This is a genomic window from Micromonospora echinospora (assembly GCF_014203425.1).
GTDB lineage: Bacteria > Actinomycetota > Actinomycetes > Mycobacteriales > Micromonosporaceae > Micromonospora > Micromonospora echinospora_A.
The window spans coordinates 4639222-4654312 of record NZ_JACHJC010000001.1; the positions used below are offsets into that span (position 1 = coordinate 4639222).

Genomic DNA, 15091 nt, shown 5'->3' on the forward strand with positions numbered 1-15091 from the left:
GGCATGCGGAAGGCTCACGAGGCGGCGACGGTGCTCCGGTGGGCGTTGACGACCCAGGCGTCCGGCAGCCCGATCCATTCGTTGTCGCCCACCCGCACCACAGTGCCGTCCAGCTTCGGCAGCGTCGCCGGGTCGTCCATCGGGCACAGCACCCACAGGGCGCCCACGCCCCGCGCCGCGTCTGCCAGCTCGTGCAGCCCTGCCATCGCTCGGTAGCAGGCCAGCACCGCCGCGTCGTGCAGCAGCACCGGCCCGGCGTCGGCACGCAACTGGGCCCGCAGGCGCGGCAGGACGAGCCGCCACGCCTGCTCCACGTACTCGCCGAGCTTGATGGCGGCCCGCGAGTTCTCCGGCGCGTTGTCCGCGCCCACCACGGTCTCCCAGGTGGGTTTCGGCCGGGCGTCGACCAGGCCCCGCAGTTCCCGTACGAACTCGGCGGCCACGCTGACGGGCCGGGCGTCGAAGCGGCGGACCAGCTCGTCGCGGGCCGGCGCGGCGCGGTTGAGGCGTACCGTCAGGGCCCGGAACCCGCCCGCGGCCCGCGCGCCGGTCAGGCGTTCCTCAGCGCGCATCGCCTGGGCCAACTCCGGCGACTCGGCCGCCCACCGGCTCGGCAGGGCGCTCGCCGACGACTGCCGCTGGATGATCGACATCGATGACGAGCCGGTGCGGGGCGGCGGCGAGACATACCGGCCCCGGTCCCAGCGCAGCTCGAAGCCGGCCTCCACAAGCAGATGGCCCAGCTTCGGGTGCGGCGGCAGCGGGTCCAGCTCCGGGAAACGCGCCGTCACCCGCTGCTGCACCTGCTCGGGGCTCACGGCCCGCAGGTTGTCACTGCCCGGAGACACCACGCCGGCCTGGGCGATCCGCAGCGCGCGTACCGGGTCGAGGTCGCGCGGGTACAGCTCCAACCGTGTGGTGGCGGCGGCACGCTCCGACGCCACGGCGGCGAGCTGCACCCGCCGCCGCTCGTCGATGACGTCGGCGGCGCCGCCGGGAGCGGTCACCGTGGCGAGGGTGCGCATCACAGTGGCCGCACTGGGCAGCACCTCGCTGGCGGCGAGCCGGTCGGCGGCCTTGCCCAGCCCGTCGGCATAGTCCAGCAGGGCCGGAGCCGCCGGGGTGTCCGGGGCGTCGTCGTCACCGGCCTCCAACGCGACGAGCAGGCGGTCGCCGTGCGGGTGCGGCCGGCCGTCGATGTCGGCTCGGGCGTGCCGGCGCAGCAGGAGACGCGGTTCCTCCTCCAGCGCGTCGATCTCGACCGCGGCCCGCACGGCGGCCACCGCTATCGCCAGGCGCAGCGCGTGGCCGGTGCGGACCGAACCGCGGCTGGTCAGCAGCGCCGCCGCCAGCTCGGCGACGCCCATCACGCGGCCGCCGTCGCGCAGCAGCTCCACCACCTGGGTACGCACACTGCGCACCACCGGCAGGTCTTGCCAGCGCTTGCGCTGTTTGCCGAGGATCTGCGCGATGCGGCCGGGGGTCACACCGACGGCGGTGGCCACCAACGGCTGCTGCGGCCAGAGCGGCAGCGCGGACAGCGTGCCGGTGGCGTCGGGCAGGTTCAGCAGCAGCCGCGTCGCCTCGATCTCGGCGGTGTTGCGGCCGTTGGACGCGGGTACGAGCAGCGTCGCGATCGCGTCGAGACCGACACGAACCAGGTCGGCGCCGCCTCCGGTGGTCTCGGTAGCGGCCTCCGCACCGGCGGCCCGCCGCGCGGCCGGGGACGTCGGGATGGTCTCCCGCTCCCCCAGCCGGTTACGCCACTCCTTGACTCGCCGCTGCAGCTCCTTGCGCGTCTTCGCACCGAGGCCGGGAAGCGTGGCGAAGGTGTTGTTGCCCACCGCGAGCAGCTCGCCCACCGTGGTCGCCTCCACCCGGTGCGCGGCCGACACCGCCCGGGGGGTGAGCCCGGCGGCCTCCAGGACGGTCGCCCGGGTCGCCTTCGCCGCGGCTTCCTCACGAACCTGCTCGGCGAGCTGCTCGTCCGGCTCCTCGGTCTCCGTCTCCGGATGCTCGGAGCCCACCGGAGTGCTCGCGTCGGAGCGGCGGAACACCTGCTGCCAGGCGTCGCGCATGTCCTTGAGCGAGCCGAAGCGGCGACGGTGGTCGCGGTGCAGCGCCTGCTGGAAGAACTCGACCAGACCGTCGCGTACCGCCGGGTCGAACGCCTCGACCGCGAGCACCGGAGGACCCTCGGTCAGTTGCGGCTCGGTGCCCCCGTCGCCCCACACCGGCAGCTCACCGGAGGCCATCTCGTGCAGGGTGACCGCGAGGGCGTACCACTCGGCGTGCTTGTCGTAGACCTGCCGGTTCGCAGTGCCCAGGAACGGGTCCAGATAGCGGGGTGTGCCGGCGGACAACTCCTTGACCGAGACTCCGGCCAGGGAAAAGTCGAAGAGCACGAGCTGGCGGGTGCGGTTCGGCCGTACCCGGACGGCGATGTTGTCCGGCTTGATGTCCCGGTGGTAGACGCCCTCGCCCTCCAGGTAGTCAAGCGCGCCGAACAGGTAGTCGCTGTAGGTCTCCAGCTCGTCGACGGTGAGCCGGCCCTCGTCGCGGAGCTTACGGGCCAGCGTCAGCTCGCCGGCGTGCTCCAGCACCACCACCGTACGGTCGGCGATGCGCAGCGGCTCCGGCCGGGCCAGCCGGATCACCCGGGAATCGGTCAGCGGGCCGAGCACCTTCGCCTCGTGGGCGAGCCGGGCCGCCTTCTCGTCGGACAGGCCGACCTTGAGCACCTCGTCACGGCCCGTGCGCTCGTTGTGGGCGAGGAACGCCCGGCAGGTCGACCCGGTGCCCAACTGCTTGCGAATCGTCCACTCGCCGACCCGGTCGCCCCCGCGCGCCTCCAGCGGATCGGTCTCCTCCGGCTCCGGCTCGTCCCTGGGCGCGGGCGGGGCGGTCAGCTCGTTCTCGACCTCCTCCAGCATCTCCACGAAGTCGGCGACGGTGGTGAGGCGCTGCGCCGGCACCGGAGCGGTGGCCGCCTGGACCAGTTCGTCGGCGAACTCGCTTATCGCGTCGGTCGCCGACGAGGGGCGCAGGCCGTTGTCGCGGGCCAGCCGGGACAACAGCTCCTGGCGCTTCGCCGCCGGCGGCTGGCCGGTGAGAATCAGATAGGCCAGCGCGCCCAGCCCGAACACGTCCATCGCGATCGGGTCGGGTCGCGGCGCGCTCAGCTCAGGCGCGAGATACGCCTCCGCCGACAGCTCGATATGTGCGGCCGCGTGCGAGGAGAGGGTGACCGGATCGCCGCTGCTGCCCGCGTTGGTGTCCACCGCTCGGGTGGCGGCCTGCCAGTCACTGATATGAAGCTGAGGCGTCAGCCACGCCTCCTCCTCGCTGCCTCCGCGTCGCCGCCGGCCCGGCACGACCAGCACGCTGCGGGCAGAGAGCGCGCGGTGGTGCAGGTGGCGCCGGTGTGCGTACGCGATCGCGTCGGCGAGTTGGCGCACCATGGCCACCCGGGTCAGCGGGTCGAGCCGGTCGCCGTACTGCGCGACATAGTGGTCGAGGCGGACGGCGCGAGGATCGTGGCGGAAGATCAGCGCCGGTCCCGCCTCGTGCGACTCGAGCGAGTCGACCCGCACGATTCCCGGGTGGTTGATGCCGTGCAGCACTGTCATCTCACGCCGGGCCGCGCGCTCGATGCTGGCCCGGTCGGCCTGGACGGCGTTGCGTTCCACCAGGTAGATGCGGATCCGGCGGTGCTCGCGTTCCAGCTCGCGGTGCCGGGCGTGATGGTCCTGCCAGGTCGGGCCGAGGTCGTACGGCCGCGACTCCAGCTCCCATGCCCCGACCTGGTAGTGCTTGCGGCTACGCGCTATGCCCACGGCTTCGAGAAGACCGGGCAGGGCTGCGGAGACCTCCTTGCTGAGCCGTTGCCGCTCGTCCTGCGGGGGGCGTTGCAGAAGCGAGCCGATGGTGGGTAGCGACCCCGGCTGGTGTCCCGGGGCGGGCTCGGGACCGTAGACGTTGTGCAGGTGGTGCTCGGACAGCGCGATGTGCAGGCCGGGCTTGGACAGGAACACCGCCGCCTGGACGAACGGCACCCGGATCGGGGCGCCCGGACGGCGGCCGGCGGCGGCCTGGAGCAGACTCTTGAGCTTCTTGGCCTTCTGATCGGCCAGGTGCAGCGGGTTGTCGAAGGTCCGGGTGCGGCTCGGACTGGTCTGAATCCAGTTCGAGCCGCTGGACGTCAGCCGACCGGTCAGGCTCTTGATCTCGATCAGGTAGAGCCCGCCGGGGCCGGCCACCAGGAGATCCACCTCGTAGGGGTGCCCGGTCTGGGCGGTGAAGGTGAAGTTCGACCAGGCGCGGTAGGGCTCGGTGTCCGGCAGCAACGCCTGGACGTGCGCCAGCGCCTCCCGCTCGTGCGCGAACTGCGACGGGGTGATCGTCGTCCACCGGCCTTCCTGCATGCAGGAGATCCTAGGCCCCCAGCTGACCGACCTCGGCCTGCCGCTCGACGGCCACGTGGAGCCCGGCCCTGCCGGTCTTGAGGACACCCGATCAGTCCTGCGTGCCGGCGAACAGCGTCCAGGCGTCGATCTCGGTCGGGGCGAGGGGCCGCGCCGGCAGGTAGGACGCCAGGTCGCGGAAGTCCGCCACGGCGTTGTGCACGCACACCGCGAGCGAGAAGTGCAACAGTTCCCGCAGCGCCTGCGCGTCGGGCGCGGTGGCGTCGTCGAGCAGCGGACTGCGGACATCCAGCGCGAACACCACGTGGCAGGCGCTTTGGTCGGGCTTGACGACGCAGTAGTAGCGTCCCGCCTCGGCCAGCCGGTTGCGGATGTTCGCCCAGGCCATGGCCCCGGAGATGTCCGGCACGTCGGCACCGGCCGCGCAGGCCATCCGGAAGACCCAGCGGGCCGGGTCCTCCGGCGACACCGCGCCGTAGACCAGCACCAGGCCACCGCGGTGGAAGACGGCGAAGCCTTGCACGTCGGGGCTGAGGTGCAGGAAGTCCGGAGTCCAGACCCTGTCGTACTGCCGCTCGGCCAGGGACCGCACGTATGTCACGGTCTGGCCGGCGTCGTGGCGAGCGTCTACGCCCATGCGTTCTGGCCCTCCCCCGAAGGATCGCGGAGCCTCACGCTACGAAGCGCTTCGACAACAGATCAAGGCATGCCGATCGAGTTTGGATGGTCGGTCCCGTGAACGGGACCAAACCCGCCCGAGTCCCACGGATAGGACTACGGGACGGCTCGTCCGATCGGTCAACCGGCGGGGCGGAGCCGTCCGCGCGGCTGCGCGCGTACACCGGTCGCTGTTGTTAGCGTGGATCGCGGACCGCCAGGGCAGTCCGCCACCCCTCGCCCGACGGCCCGCGCGTCCCGGTGACGCCGCGGGACGCGGTGCCGCGATCCGGCATGGAGGGGGTGCGATGACCGCGGTGCCGGGGGATCCGGGGCCGGCCGACCAGCGGCCCGCGCCCGGCGACGGCTGGCGGCGGCGCTGGCGGGTACGGGCACGGGCGCTCGGCGACGCGGCGCGGCTGCGGACCCGGCGCTTCTGGGACGGCGCGCAGCCCACGCTGCGGCAGCTCTGGTGGACCGAGGAGCCGGAGACGCCCGTGACCACCGTCGACCGGCGCGCCCCGGAGCCGCTCGTGGTGCCGGCGCAGGGCCAGGTGTACGTGTTCCTGGTCCGGGCCACCTACACCTGGTCGTCGGAGACCGCCCGGCCGGAGCTGTTCGGCTGGTACGTCGACTACTTCCAGCAACAGGCCACGCAGCGGCTGCACCGGCTGGCTGTCCGGCACGCGGTCGAGGTGCCGCCGCACCGGCCGCGTGACCTGCACGCCGCGCTGACCGCCGCGCTCGCCGAGGACGATCCGCCGCCCTGGACGTACGCGCGGGGGGAGGTGACGTTCGCCTGCGAGCCGGACGTCACAGTGCATCTGGACGAGCGGGTACGCAGGCTGCTCCAGCCGTACTGGGAGCAGCGCATCGCGCTGGAGTGCGAGCGCGACCTGGCCCGCCGCCGCGCCGAGTTCGCCGACGAGCGCGACCGGCGCGACCGGCAGCCGGAGGCGACGGGCGCGAGGCCCGCGCCGCGAGCGCCGGACGCCAAGGACCTGTTCCCGTTGGAGCCGCTGCTCCCCCCGCCCGCGCCGCGCCCGGCCCCGGGTCAGCGACCGCGTCCCGGCGAGCCGCAGCCACCGGCGGTCTGACGCGGAAGTCCGCCGCGCCGCACGCGCGGACGGCGGTCAGCCCGCTACGGCGGCCTCCTCTGGGCGGGTCCGGCGGGCGGTCAGGTACGCGGCGAGGCCGGTGCCGTCCTCGCTGGCCAGGAACGCGCCACGCGCGTTGACCAGCGTCTCGTCGGCGTGAGTCAGGCAGCCCCACACCGTGTCGCCCCAGGAGTCGGCGAGCTTGACCTCGGCCGGGTCGGCGCAGGGCTCGCCGCGCGGTCCGCCGATCTGACAGTGGGCGGGCGCGCCGTCGCGCCGGGCGGCCACTGCGGCGGCCCGGCGGACGTGCGAGGGTCGGCCGTCCGGCTCGGCCTGCGGGGCCGGGGCGGGCCGGACCGGCGACCGGGTGAACAGGACCGTGTTGCCGTCGGGGTCGATGGTCCGGCACTCGCCACCGGGCACCTGGTCGACCGGGTGACCGGCCGCGACGAGGCGGTCGGTGGTCGCGGCGACGTCGTCGACGTGGAGGTAGAGCGCGGCCGGCACCGCTGTGGCCTCGACGAGCAGCAGTGTCAGCTCGCCGCAGCGCAGATGGAACCGCCCGTCCCCACCGGGCTGCCCGGTGTAGCCGAACAGCGCGTAGAACCTCCCGGCCGCGTCGGCGTCGCCGACGTACAGCACCGGCATCTGAGCCTGCACCCCACTGCGCACCGCGACACTCTACCTATCTGCGAGCCATAAATCACGTCTCGCAGATCGGGTTTCGGCCGGGCGGCCCACCGCCCGCGATCAGCAGCCGTTGGTGCTCTTCTGGTTGCGCTTCAGCCCGTCGGACCAGGTCACACCCTGGACGACGGCGACCACGACGCTGCCGTTGTGGATCTGCTCGTAGTGCAGGTGCGGGCTGAGGTCGTACTTCGCCGACGTCGCGCCGACCCGGCCGATGACGTCGCCGCGCTTCACCGTGTCACCAGTGGCCACCGCGCGGGACTTGAGGTGGGCGTACCGGGTGCGCCAGCCGTCGCCGTGCCCGATGACGATGGTGTTGCCGTAGCCGGAAGTGGTGGAGTAGTACGACTCCAGCACGGTGCCGGCGGCGCTGGCGACCGTCCGGCGGTTGAGGTCGTCGGGGCTGCCGTTGGCGTCATAGTGGTTCCAGTCGATGGCGTGGGCCGGGCTGTGCCCGTTCCAGTTGTTGCCCTGCCAGGTCTGGCCGCACAGGAACGGCATCCGGAAGCCCGGCCGGGCGGCCTGCGCGGGCTGCACGCCGAGCATGGCACCGGCCACGACGGCGACAGTGAGCATCGCGGGCACGCGCATCCGGGCAGCGGTGAACGTCAGGGACATCGCCTCTCCTCTTCATCGACAACGATGTAGATCGATGCTAGGGCCGCCGCCCGGACGGGTAAATAGCTACACAGATGAATGTCAGGGCAAAAGTTTTCTACATCTCCGTCGACCGCCGGCGGTGGCCGGGCCGGGCGCGCGTACGTCAGCCGACCAGGGCGGCGTAGCGGCCGCGCCGGTCCAGCAGCGCGTCGTGGGTGCCGGACTCGACGATCCGGCCGTGGTCGAGCACGGCGATGCGGTCGGCGTCGCGGACCGTGGAGAGCCGGTGCGCGATGGTCACCACCGTGCGGCCCCGGGCCAGCTCGTCCAGGGCCCGCTGGACCGCGCGCTCGGTCTCGGTGTCCAGCGCGCTCGTCGCCTCGTCCAGCACCAGGATGCGCGGGTCGCGCAGCAGGGTCCGGGCGATCGCCAGGCGCTGCTGCTCGCCACCGGAGAAGCGGTGGCCGCGCGAGCCGACCATGGTGTCGTACCCGTCGGGCAGCGCGGCGATGAGGTCGTGGATGCGGGCGGCGCGGGTGGCGGCCTCGATGTCGGCGTCGGTGGCGTCCGGGCGGGCGTACCGCAGGTTGTCCCGCACGGTGCCGTGCAGCAGGTACGTCTCCTGGCTGACCACGCCCACGACGGCGGCCAGGTCGGCCGGGCGCAGGTCGCGCAGGTCGATCCCGTCGATGGTGATCCGGCCGGCGTCCGGGTCGTGCAGCCGGCTGATCAGCGCGGCGAGCGTGCTCTTGCCGGAGCCGGTCTCCCCCACCAGGGCGAGGCTGGTGCCGGCCGGGACGTCCAGGCTGACGCCCGCGAGGGCGGCGGTGTCGCTGCCCGGGTAGCTGAAGGTGACGTCCTCGACGCGCAGGTGGCCGCGGGCGGTGGCCGGGTCGAGCGGGACCGGGCGGGCCGGCTCGGCGACCTCGACGGGCAGGTCGAGGTATTCGAAGATGCGGGCGAACAGCGCGAGGGACGCGGTGAGCGTGACGCCCACGTTGAGCAGCCCCATCAGCGGCCGGAACAGGTTGCCCTGCAGGGCGGTGAACGCGACGAGCGTGCCGATGGTGAGCGTGCCGGCGGTGCCGGGCAGCCCGGCGCCGAGGTAGATCACGGCGGGGATGGCGGCGAAGACGATGCTCATGGCGGCCATCCGCCAGCGTCCGGCCAGCTCGGAGCGCAGTTCCAGGTCGACCAGGCGGGCCGAGGACGCGGTGAACCGGTCGACCAGGGCCGGGCCGGTGCCGAGGGTCTTGGCCAGCCGGACGCCGCTGACCGACAGCCCTTCCTCGATGGTCACGGTGAGGTCGGCCAGCTCGCGCTGGCGCTGGGCGGTGATCTCCCGGCGCAGCCGGGCGACGCGGCGGGTGAGCCAGAGCGCGGGCGGCAGCACGACCGCTGACACGAGGGTGAGCCGCCAGCTCAGCGCCAGCATGGCGATGGTGGTGGCGACCACGGTGGTGAGGTTGGCGGCGATCGAGGTGGCGGTGGAGGTGACGACCGCCTGCATGCCGCCGATGTCGTTGGTGATGCGCGACTGGACCTCGCCGGTGCGGGTGCGCACGAAGAAGCCGATCGACTGCCGCTGGAGGTGGGCGAAGACGTCGGCGCGCAGCCGGTGCATGACCTGCTGGCCGACGCGGGTGGAGATCCACGTCTGCGCGACGCCGAGCACGGAGGTGACAGCTGCCACCGCGACCATGCCCGCGACCAGCCAGGCCAGCAGCGTCAGGTCACGCTCGGGCAGGGCCCTGTCGATCACGGCACGCAGCAGGAACGGCGTGGCCATCGCGATGATCGAGGACGCCACGATGATCGCCACCACGGTGGCGAGCGGGCCGCGGTGGGCGGTGAACAGGCCGCCGATCCTGCGCAGGGACACGTCGCGGGCCTGGGCCTTCTCGGCCGGGGAGACGGTTCGGCCGTCGCGGCGGCCGTCGGGGATGCGATCCAAGGGTGCTCCTCATGTGGGGATAGTGCTGAGGTTACCTCAACATGAGGGAACAACACGAAAGCCTGTTACCGTATTCCCCGTGGACGGCAGCGACGAGAGCCTGGCCGAGACGTTCTGGGCGGTGACCCGCCGGCTGCGGCACCAGACCAAGCGCGCGCTTGCGCCGTGGGAGATCAGCCCCGGGCAGGCGCGGGCGCTCGGCGTGCTGATGCGCCACGGCGCACTGCGCCCCGGCGCGCTCGCCGAGCACCTGCGCATCGCGCCGCGCTCGGCCACCGAGGTGGTCGACGGATTGCAGGAACGCGGGCTGGTCGAACGCCGCCCCGACCCGGCCGACAGGCGGGCCACGCTCGTCGCGCCCACCGCCGAGGGCGAGCGGGTGGGCACCGCGATCCGGCAGGCACGGGCCACCGAGGCGGAACGGTTCTTCGGCGTGCTCTCGCCGGACGACCAGGCCGAGCTGGCCCGCATCCTGCGCCGCCTGCGCGAGGAGTAGATCTCCCGGCTTCCCCGATTTCACCCGTTCCGGGTGAGGCGACAGGCCCCGTAGCGGGGAATAGCGCCATCGGGAGGAGGGCCGATGGTCGACGCCACCGAAGAGTTCTTCCGGGGCCTGGGGCAACGCAGGCAGCGCGGCCTGACAGCGCTCCACGAGGGCACCGTCCGGTTCGACATCGCCGGTGACGGGTCGGTCGACCACTGGCTGGTCTCCATCGCGCGGGGCGAGGTCACCGCGGCACGGCAGGCCACCGGCGGGGACGCGGTCGTCCGGGCGGACCGGGCCGTCTTCGACCGGATCGCGCGGGGCGAGGCGTACTTCCTGACCACCGTCCTGCGCGGCGAGGCCGAGGTGGAGGGCAGCCCGCGGCTGTTCGCGACCGTACGCCGGCTGTTCCCCTCCCCGCCCGGCTCCCGCCCGGAACGACACCGGGGCGACGGCCATGGGTGACGAGCACGTCGGCATCTTCGACGGGACGATCTTCCTGGTCTGCGACCGGGCGGGCGACATCGTCCCGGCGGCCGACGGCACCCACGGCCTGTTCGCCCACGACACCCGCCTGCTGTCCCGGTGGCAGCTCACCATCGACGGCGAGCGGCTCAGCACGCTGTCCATCGACGACATCCAGTACTTCGAGAACCGGTTCTACCTGGTCCCGGGCGCTCAGGACGTCTACGTCAACAGCACGCTCGAGGTGCGCCGCACCCACAGGCTGAACAGCGGACTCCAGGAGGAGCTGCTCCTGGTCAACAACGACCGGCGAGCCGTCGACCTGACCGTACGGATCGAGGTGGACGCGGACTTCGCTGACCTCTTCGCGGTGAAGGAGGGCACGACGAACCGCGAGGGACGGCACTACCGGCGGGTCGACGGCCCGCGACTCGTCCTGGGATACCAGCGCGAACGCTACCGCCGCGAGACGATCGTGTCGGCGACGGCTCCGGCGGAGGTGGACGAGGGCGGCCTGACGCTGCGCGTGCACATCGAGCCGCACGGCCGGTGGCAGACCCGGCTGACCGCCGAGCCGGACCTCAGCCTGCCCCGGGGGCTGGAGCGGCTCAGCCTGCCCGGACGGGTCGGGGGCCACGCCCGCAACAAGCCCGCCGAGCTACGGGAGTGGCTGGACCGGGCACCGCGGCTGGAGACCAGCTGGGGACCGTTGCAGAACACCTACCGGCAGAGCCTCATCGACCTGGCCGCGCTGCGGTTCAGCCCGTTCCTCGCCGGGACCGGGTGCGTGCTGGCCGCCGGGCTGCCCTGGTTCATGAGCCTGTTCGGCCGCGACAGCATCCTCACCAGCCTCCAGGCGCTGCCGTTCGCACCCGAACTCGCCGCCACCACGCTCACCGTGCTCGCCTTCCGCCAGGGCAGCCGGATCGACGACTTCCGGGAGGAGGAGCCGGGCCGGATCCTGCACGAGATGCGCTACGGCGAGCTGACCGTCTTCGACGAGACACCACACAGCCCCTATTTCGGCAGCGCGGACGCCACTCCCCTGTTCCTCGTGCTGCTCGACGAGTACGAACGGTGGACCGGCGACGCCGCCCTCGTCCGCGCGGTGGAGCAGGAGGCGCGGGCGGCCGTCGACTGGATCGACCACTACGCCGACCGGGCCGGCAACGGGTACGTCTCCTACGAGCGGCGCAACCCGGTGAACGGCCTGGAGAACCAGTGCTGGAAGGACTCCTGGGACAGCATCTCCTACCGCGACGGCCGGCTGCCGGGCTTCCCGCGCGCCACCTGCGAACTCCAGGGGTACGCGTACGACGCGAAGGTGCGCACCGCCCGGCTGGCCCGCGAGATCTGGCACGACCCGGCGTACGCGGACCGGCTGGAGCGGGACGCCGCCGAACTCAAGCGCCGCTTCAACCACGACTTCTGGATCGACGACGGCGAGTACATGGCGCTGGCGCTCGACGGCGACGGCAGCAAGGTGGACGCCCTGTCGTCGAACATCGGCCACCTGCTGTGGAGCGGCATCGTCGAAGAGCCGAAGGCCGAGGCCCTGGTGCGGCACCTGATGTCACCGGCGATGTTCAGCGGCTGGGGTGTCCGCACGCTGGCCGAGGGCGAGGCCCGCTACAACCCGGTGGGCTACCACGTCGGGACCATCTGGCCGTTCGACAACTCGTTCATCGCCTGGGGCCTGCGGCGCTACGGCTACGCCGACGAGGCGGCCCGCATCGCGGCCGGAATCCTGGACGCGGCGGCCTTCTACGACGGCCGGCTGCCGGAGGCGTTCGCCGGACACGCCCGGTCCGAGACCCGTTACCCGATCCGGTATCCGACCGCGTGCAGCCCGCAGGCCTGGTCGGCCGGGGCCCCGCTGCTGCTCCTGCGGACGATGCTCGGCCTCCGGCCGGTCGGCGACGATCTCGTGGCCCGGCCCGCCCTGCCTGCTAGCCTCGACTACGTGGCGCTGCTCGATGTCCCCGGCCGCTGGGGGCGCCTGGACGCCTTCGGCAGGAGCACCGCCGCCGGCGGCCTGAGCCGCTACGAGCTGGCGCCGCAGCAGCTCTCCGCACCGTGACGGGACCGACATGCAGCGCATCGACTGGACAGACACCGCGGTCGTGGGCGTCCACTGGCAACACGAGGTGGTCAGCCCGGACGGCGTCTTCGGCCCGTTCTTCGCCGGCCAGGTGGCCCGGCACGGCGTGGCGGCGAACGCGGCCCGGGTCGCCGCCGCCGCGCGGGCGGCGGGCGGCCTCGTGGTCTTCACCCGCGTCGCCTACCGGCCCGGCTATCCCGACCTGATCGCCAACACCCCGAGCTTCGCGATGATCAGGGAGCGCGGGGCGTTCCTGGAGGGCGACCCGAAGACCCGGATCGTCGACGAGGTCGCGCGACAGCCCGGCGACGTCGTCGTCACCTCCACCCGGCTCGGCGGCTTCTCCGGCACCGAACTGGACCTGATCCTGCGCGGCCGGGGCGTGCGGACCGTCGTGTTCACCGGCGTCGCGACGAACCTGGCCGTCGCCTCCACCGCCTACCAGGCGGTCGACCAGGGGTACCGCATCGTCACCGTCTCCGACGCGTGCACGGCGGCCACCGACGAGCTGCACGACGCCTACCTGAGCACGCTGGGCCAGCTCGGCGAGGTGGCCACCACCGGCGAGATCGCCTGACCGGCCGCCGGGGCGCTCAGCGCAGGCCGCCGGGAGCGCTCAGCGCAGGCCGGCGGCGATCGCGTCGACCAGCAGCGCGCCGAGCGTACGGGCCATCACGGCGCGGGCGGCGTCGACGTCGAGCTCCATCGAGTCGCGCATCATCGACCAGGCCGACCAGGTGCCGGCCACAGTGAGCGCGTCCAGCAACTGCGCCCGCCCCGGCCCGGCCTGCGTCAGCTCCGGGGCGAACACCGCCTCGATCTCCTGGCGGACCCGGGCGATGGCCGCATCCCGGTTGCGGCGCAACTGCGGGGAGAACGGCTCCCGCAGCGCCGACGCGCGGGCCGAGGGTGCCAGCAGCTCCAGCAGCCGGGCCCGCTGGTCGCAGAACGCGGCGATCCGGGCGGTGAGCGGCAGGTCCGGCGGCACCGGCTGCCAGGCCGCTGCCTGCCGTTCGCCGACCCGCCGCCCGGTCGCGGCGAACAGCGTCTCCATGTCCTTGAAGTTCGTCCAGAGCGTGCGCAGCGACACCCCGGCCCGCTCGGCGATCCGCTCCCCGGTGGGCCGCAGGTCACCGGAGTCGATCAGGGCCAGGTGCGCCTCCACGATCGCGGCCCGGGTCCGCTCGGCCCGCGCCGCCCGGCCGTCCACCCGTTCCGGCGGGTCGGTCTCCAGCTCGATCATGGGTACGGGTTCTCCTGTTGCTCGGGTACCGGCGGCCACTCTACGGTCGTGCCGCCGGGCAGCAGGCACCCGGCTGCCCGGCGACACGAGCGAGGTCAGGGGGTCGGTACGGCGTCCGCCGGCGGGGCGGTCGGCGGCTCGGTGAACTCGGTGACCGCGCCGTCACCGTCGTCGGTGGTGTACGCGGGACCGAAGTACGCCTGGGCGCCGTTGCTCACCTTGGTCAGCCGCACGCCGCCGTAGCCGGCGTGCACGCCGTCGGCGTACCGGAACGGAACCAGGCCGGGCCCGCGGAAGCCGCCCTTGCGCACGGCCTCGATCAGCTTCTCCCGGGTGGGGTCGGGCCCGGCGGCGAGCATCGCCTGGACGAACGTGTACGCCATCGAGTAGCCGTAGATCGCGTTGCCGTCGACCGGGTTGCCGGCGTTGTACTTCTGGTGGATCTTGGTGAACTCCTGGATCCACGGGTTCGCGGTGTCGCTCACGTTCGGCAGGTAGTTGTCGGCCACCATGCCCTCGAGGATCACCTTCTTGTCACCGAGCTGGGCGGCCAGCGTGGTGTAGTCGGCGCCCACGTTGGAGACCACCCACTGCGCCTTGAAGCCCTGCCCGGCGGCCTGGCCCATGGCGAGCGCGGTGAAGCCCGGGATGGTCGCCGAGATGACCACCTGGCAGCCGGCCGCGCGCAGCGCCCCGATCGCCGGGCCGACCTGCTGGTTGGTGGTGGTGTACGTCTGCTTCGCCGCCACCGGGCCGAGGACCTGCTCCACCCCGGCGAGCGAGTCCCGCCCGAAGTCGTCGTTCTGCCCGAAGTGGCAGACCTTAGCGCCGGGGAACTCGCGCTTGACGTAGCTGGCCAGGATCTTGCCCTCGACCGTGTAGTCGGGCTGCCAGCCGAACGTCGTCGGGTACTTGTCCGGCTGGTTCCAGTTGCGGCTGCCGGAGGCGACGAACAGGTCCGGCACCCGCTGCGTCTTGACGAACTCCAGAACGTTCGTGTGCGTCGGCGTGCCGAGGCCGCCGAGCAGCGCGAAGACCTTGTCGTCGAGCACCAGCTTGCGGACCACGTTCTCGGTGTTGGCCGGGTTGTAGCCGTCGTCCATGACCTTGTAGACGATCTTGCGGCCGTGCACGCCGCCCTTGCTGTTGACGTGCTCGAAGTACGCCTTGGTGGCGGCGGAGATCTTCGAGTAGCCGGGCGCGGCCGGTCCGGTGAGTGGTTGATGGGTGCCGATGACGACCTCGGAGTCGCTGACGCCGGGAACGTTCTCGGCGGCCTGCTTCTCGTCGTCGGCGCAAGCCGGCAACGCGGCCAGCAGGGCCAGGCCGGCGGCGGCCGCGAGAACGCGGCGGGTGGTGGTGCGCATGGTTCTCCA

At 72.8% G+C, this 15091-nt stretch carries 12 protein-coding genes; 5 read left to right on the forward strand and 7 right to left on the reverse strand.

What is annotated here, in order from left to right:
• Positions 1–14: 14 nt before the first annotated feature.
• Positions 15–4424: a BREX system serine/threonine kinase PglW gene (gene pglW, locus FHU28_RS21595; RefSeq protein ID WP_184686313.1), complete on the reverse strand. Its 4410-nt coding sequence runs from the start codon at positions 4422–4424 to the stop codon at positions 15–17.
• 91 nt (positions 4425–4515) lie between these two features.
• Positions 4516–5016: a hypothetical protein gene (locus tag FHU28_RS21600; protein ID WP_311773635.1), complete on the reverse strand. Its 501-nt coding sequence runs from the start codon at positions 5014–5016 to the stop codon at positions 4516–4518.
• Between the two features lie 373 nt (positions 5017–5389).
• Here FHU28_RS21600 and FHU28_RS21605 point away from each other — a divergent pair, with 373 nt between their 5' ends.
• On the forward strand, positions 5390–6178 hold the full coding sequence (locus tag FHU28_RS21605) for a hypothetical protein (protein ID WP_184686314.1): 789 nt from the start codon (positions 5390–5392) through the stop codon (positions 6176–6178).
• Between the two features lie 36 nt (positions 6179–6214).
• Here FHU28_RS21605 and FHU28_RS21610 read toward each other — a convergent pair whose 3' ends face one another.
• The 3 genes from FHU28_RS21610 to FHU28_RS21620 all read right to left on the reverse strand — a co-directional run bounded on the left by FHU28_RS21610 (position 6215) and on the right by FHU28_RS21620 (position 9422).
• Entirely contained in the window at positions 6215–6850 is a 636-nt protein-coding gene (locus FHU28_RS21610) for a VOC family protein (protein WP_184686315.1), read from the reverse strand.
• A gap of 78 nt (positions 6851–6928) precedes the next feature.
• Entirely contained in the window at positions 6929–7486 is a 558-nt protein-coding gene (locus FHU28_RS21615; RefSeq protein WP_184686316.1) for a M23 family metallopeptidase, read from the reverse strand.
• 145 nt (positions 7487–7631) lie between these two features.
• Positions 7632–9422 carry an ABC transporter ATP-binding protein gene (locus FHU28_RS21620; protein WP_184686317.1) on the reverse strand — a complete coding sequence of 597 codons (1791 nt, stop codon included), beginning with the start codon at positions 9420–9422 and terminating at the stop codon, positions 7632–7634.
• Positions 9423–9501: 79 nt separating this feature from the next.
• On the opposite strand from FHU28_RS21620, the gene FHU28_RS21625 reads away from it, so the two are divergent.
• The 4 genes from FHU28_RS21625 (at position 9502) to FHU28_RS21640 (ending at position 13049) form a co-directional block, all read left to right on the forward strand.
• Positions 9502–9918: a MarR family winged helix-turn-helix transcriptional regulator gene (locus tag FHU28_RS21625; protein WP_184686318.1), complete on the forward strand. Its 417-nt coding sequence runs from the start codon at positions 9502–9504 to the stop codon at positions 9916–9918.
• 84 nt (positions 9919–10002) lie between these two features.
• On the forward strand, positions 10003–10371 hold the full coding sequence (locus FHU28_RS21630) for an SCP2 sterol-binding domain-containing protein (protein WP_184686319.1): 369 nt from the start codon (positions 10003–10005) through the stop codon (positions 10369–10371).
• On the forward strand, positions 10364–12451 hold the full coding sequence (locus tag FHU28_RS21635) for an amylo-alpha-1,6-glucosidase (protein ID WP_184686320.1): 2088 nt from the start codon (positions 10364–10366) through the stop codon (positions 12449–12451). The genes FHU28_RS21630 and FHU28_RS21635 overlap by 8 nt, the downstream gene beginning before the upstream one ends.
• 10 nt (positions 12452–12461) lie before the next feature.
• Complete coding sequence (locus tag FHU28_RS21640) at positions 12462–13049, forward strand: cysteine hydrolase family protein (RefSeq protein ID WP_184686321.1); 588 nt, start codon at positions 12462–12464, stop codon at positions 13047–13049.
• Positions 13050–13088: 39 nt separating this feature from the next.
• Here FHU28_RS21640 and FHU28_RS21645 read toward each other — a convergent pair whose 3' ends face one another.
• Positions 13089–13715, reverse strand: a complete 627-nt coding sequence (locus FHU28_RS21645; protein WP_174534918.1) for a TetR/AcrR family transcriptional regulator — start codon at positions 13713–13715, stop codon at positions 13089–13091.
• A gap of 95 nt (positions 13716–13810) precedes the next feature.
• On the reverse strand, positions 13811–15082 hold the full coding sequence (locus FHU28_RS21650) for an ABC transporter substrate-binding protein (protein WP_184686322.1): 1272 nt from the start codon (positions 15080–15082) through the stop codon (positions 13811–13813).
• Positions 15083–15091 lie beyond the last annotated feature (9 nt).

Bases quoted from the DNA above. Each gene is read 5' to 3' on its own strand.
- pglW (WP_184686313.1), bottom strand. From the start codon at position 4,424: ATGCAGGAAGGCCGGTGGACGACGATCACCCCGTCGCAGTTCGCGCAC.
- FHU28_RS21605 (WP_184686314.1), top strand. From the start codon at position 5,390: ATGACCGCGGTGCCGGGGGATCCGGGGCCGGCCGACCAGCGGCCCGCG.
- FHU28_RS21615 (WP_184686316.1), bottom strand. From the start codon at position 7,486: ATGTCCCTGACGTTCACCGCTGCCCGGATGCGCGTGCCCGCGATGCTC.
- FHU28_RS21630 (WP_184686319.1), top strand. From the start codon at position 10,003: ATGGTCGACGCCACCGAAGAGTTCTTCCGGGGCCTGGGGCAACGCAGG.
- FHU28_RS21635 (WP_184686320.1), top strand. From the start codon at position 10,364: ATGGGTGACGAGCACGTCGGCATCTTCGACGGGACGATCTTCCTGGTC.
- FHU28_RS21640 (WP_184686321.1), top strand. From the start codon at position 12,462: ATGCAGCGCATCGACTGGACAGACACCGCGGTCGTGGGCGTCCACTGG.
- FHU28_RS21645 (WP_174534918.1), bottom strand. From the start codon at position 13,715: ATGATCGAGCTGGAGACCGACCCGCCGGAACGGGTGGACGGCCGGGCG.
- FHU28_RS21650 (WP_184686322.1), bottom strand. From the start codon at position 15,082: ATGCGCACCACCACCCGCCGCGTTCTCGCGGCCGCCGCCGGCCTGGCC.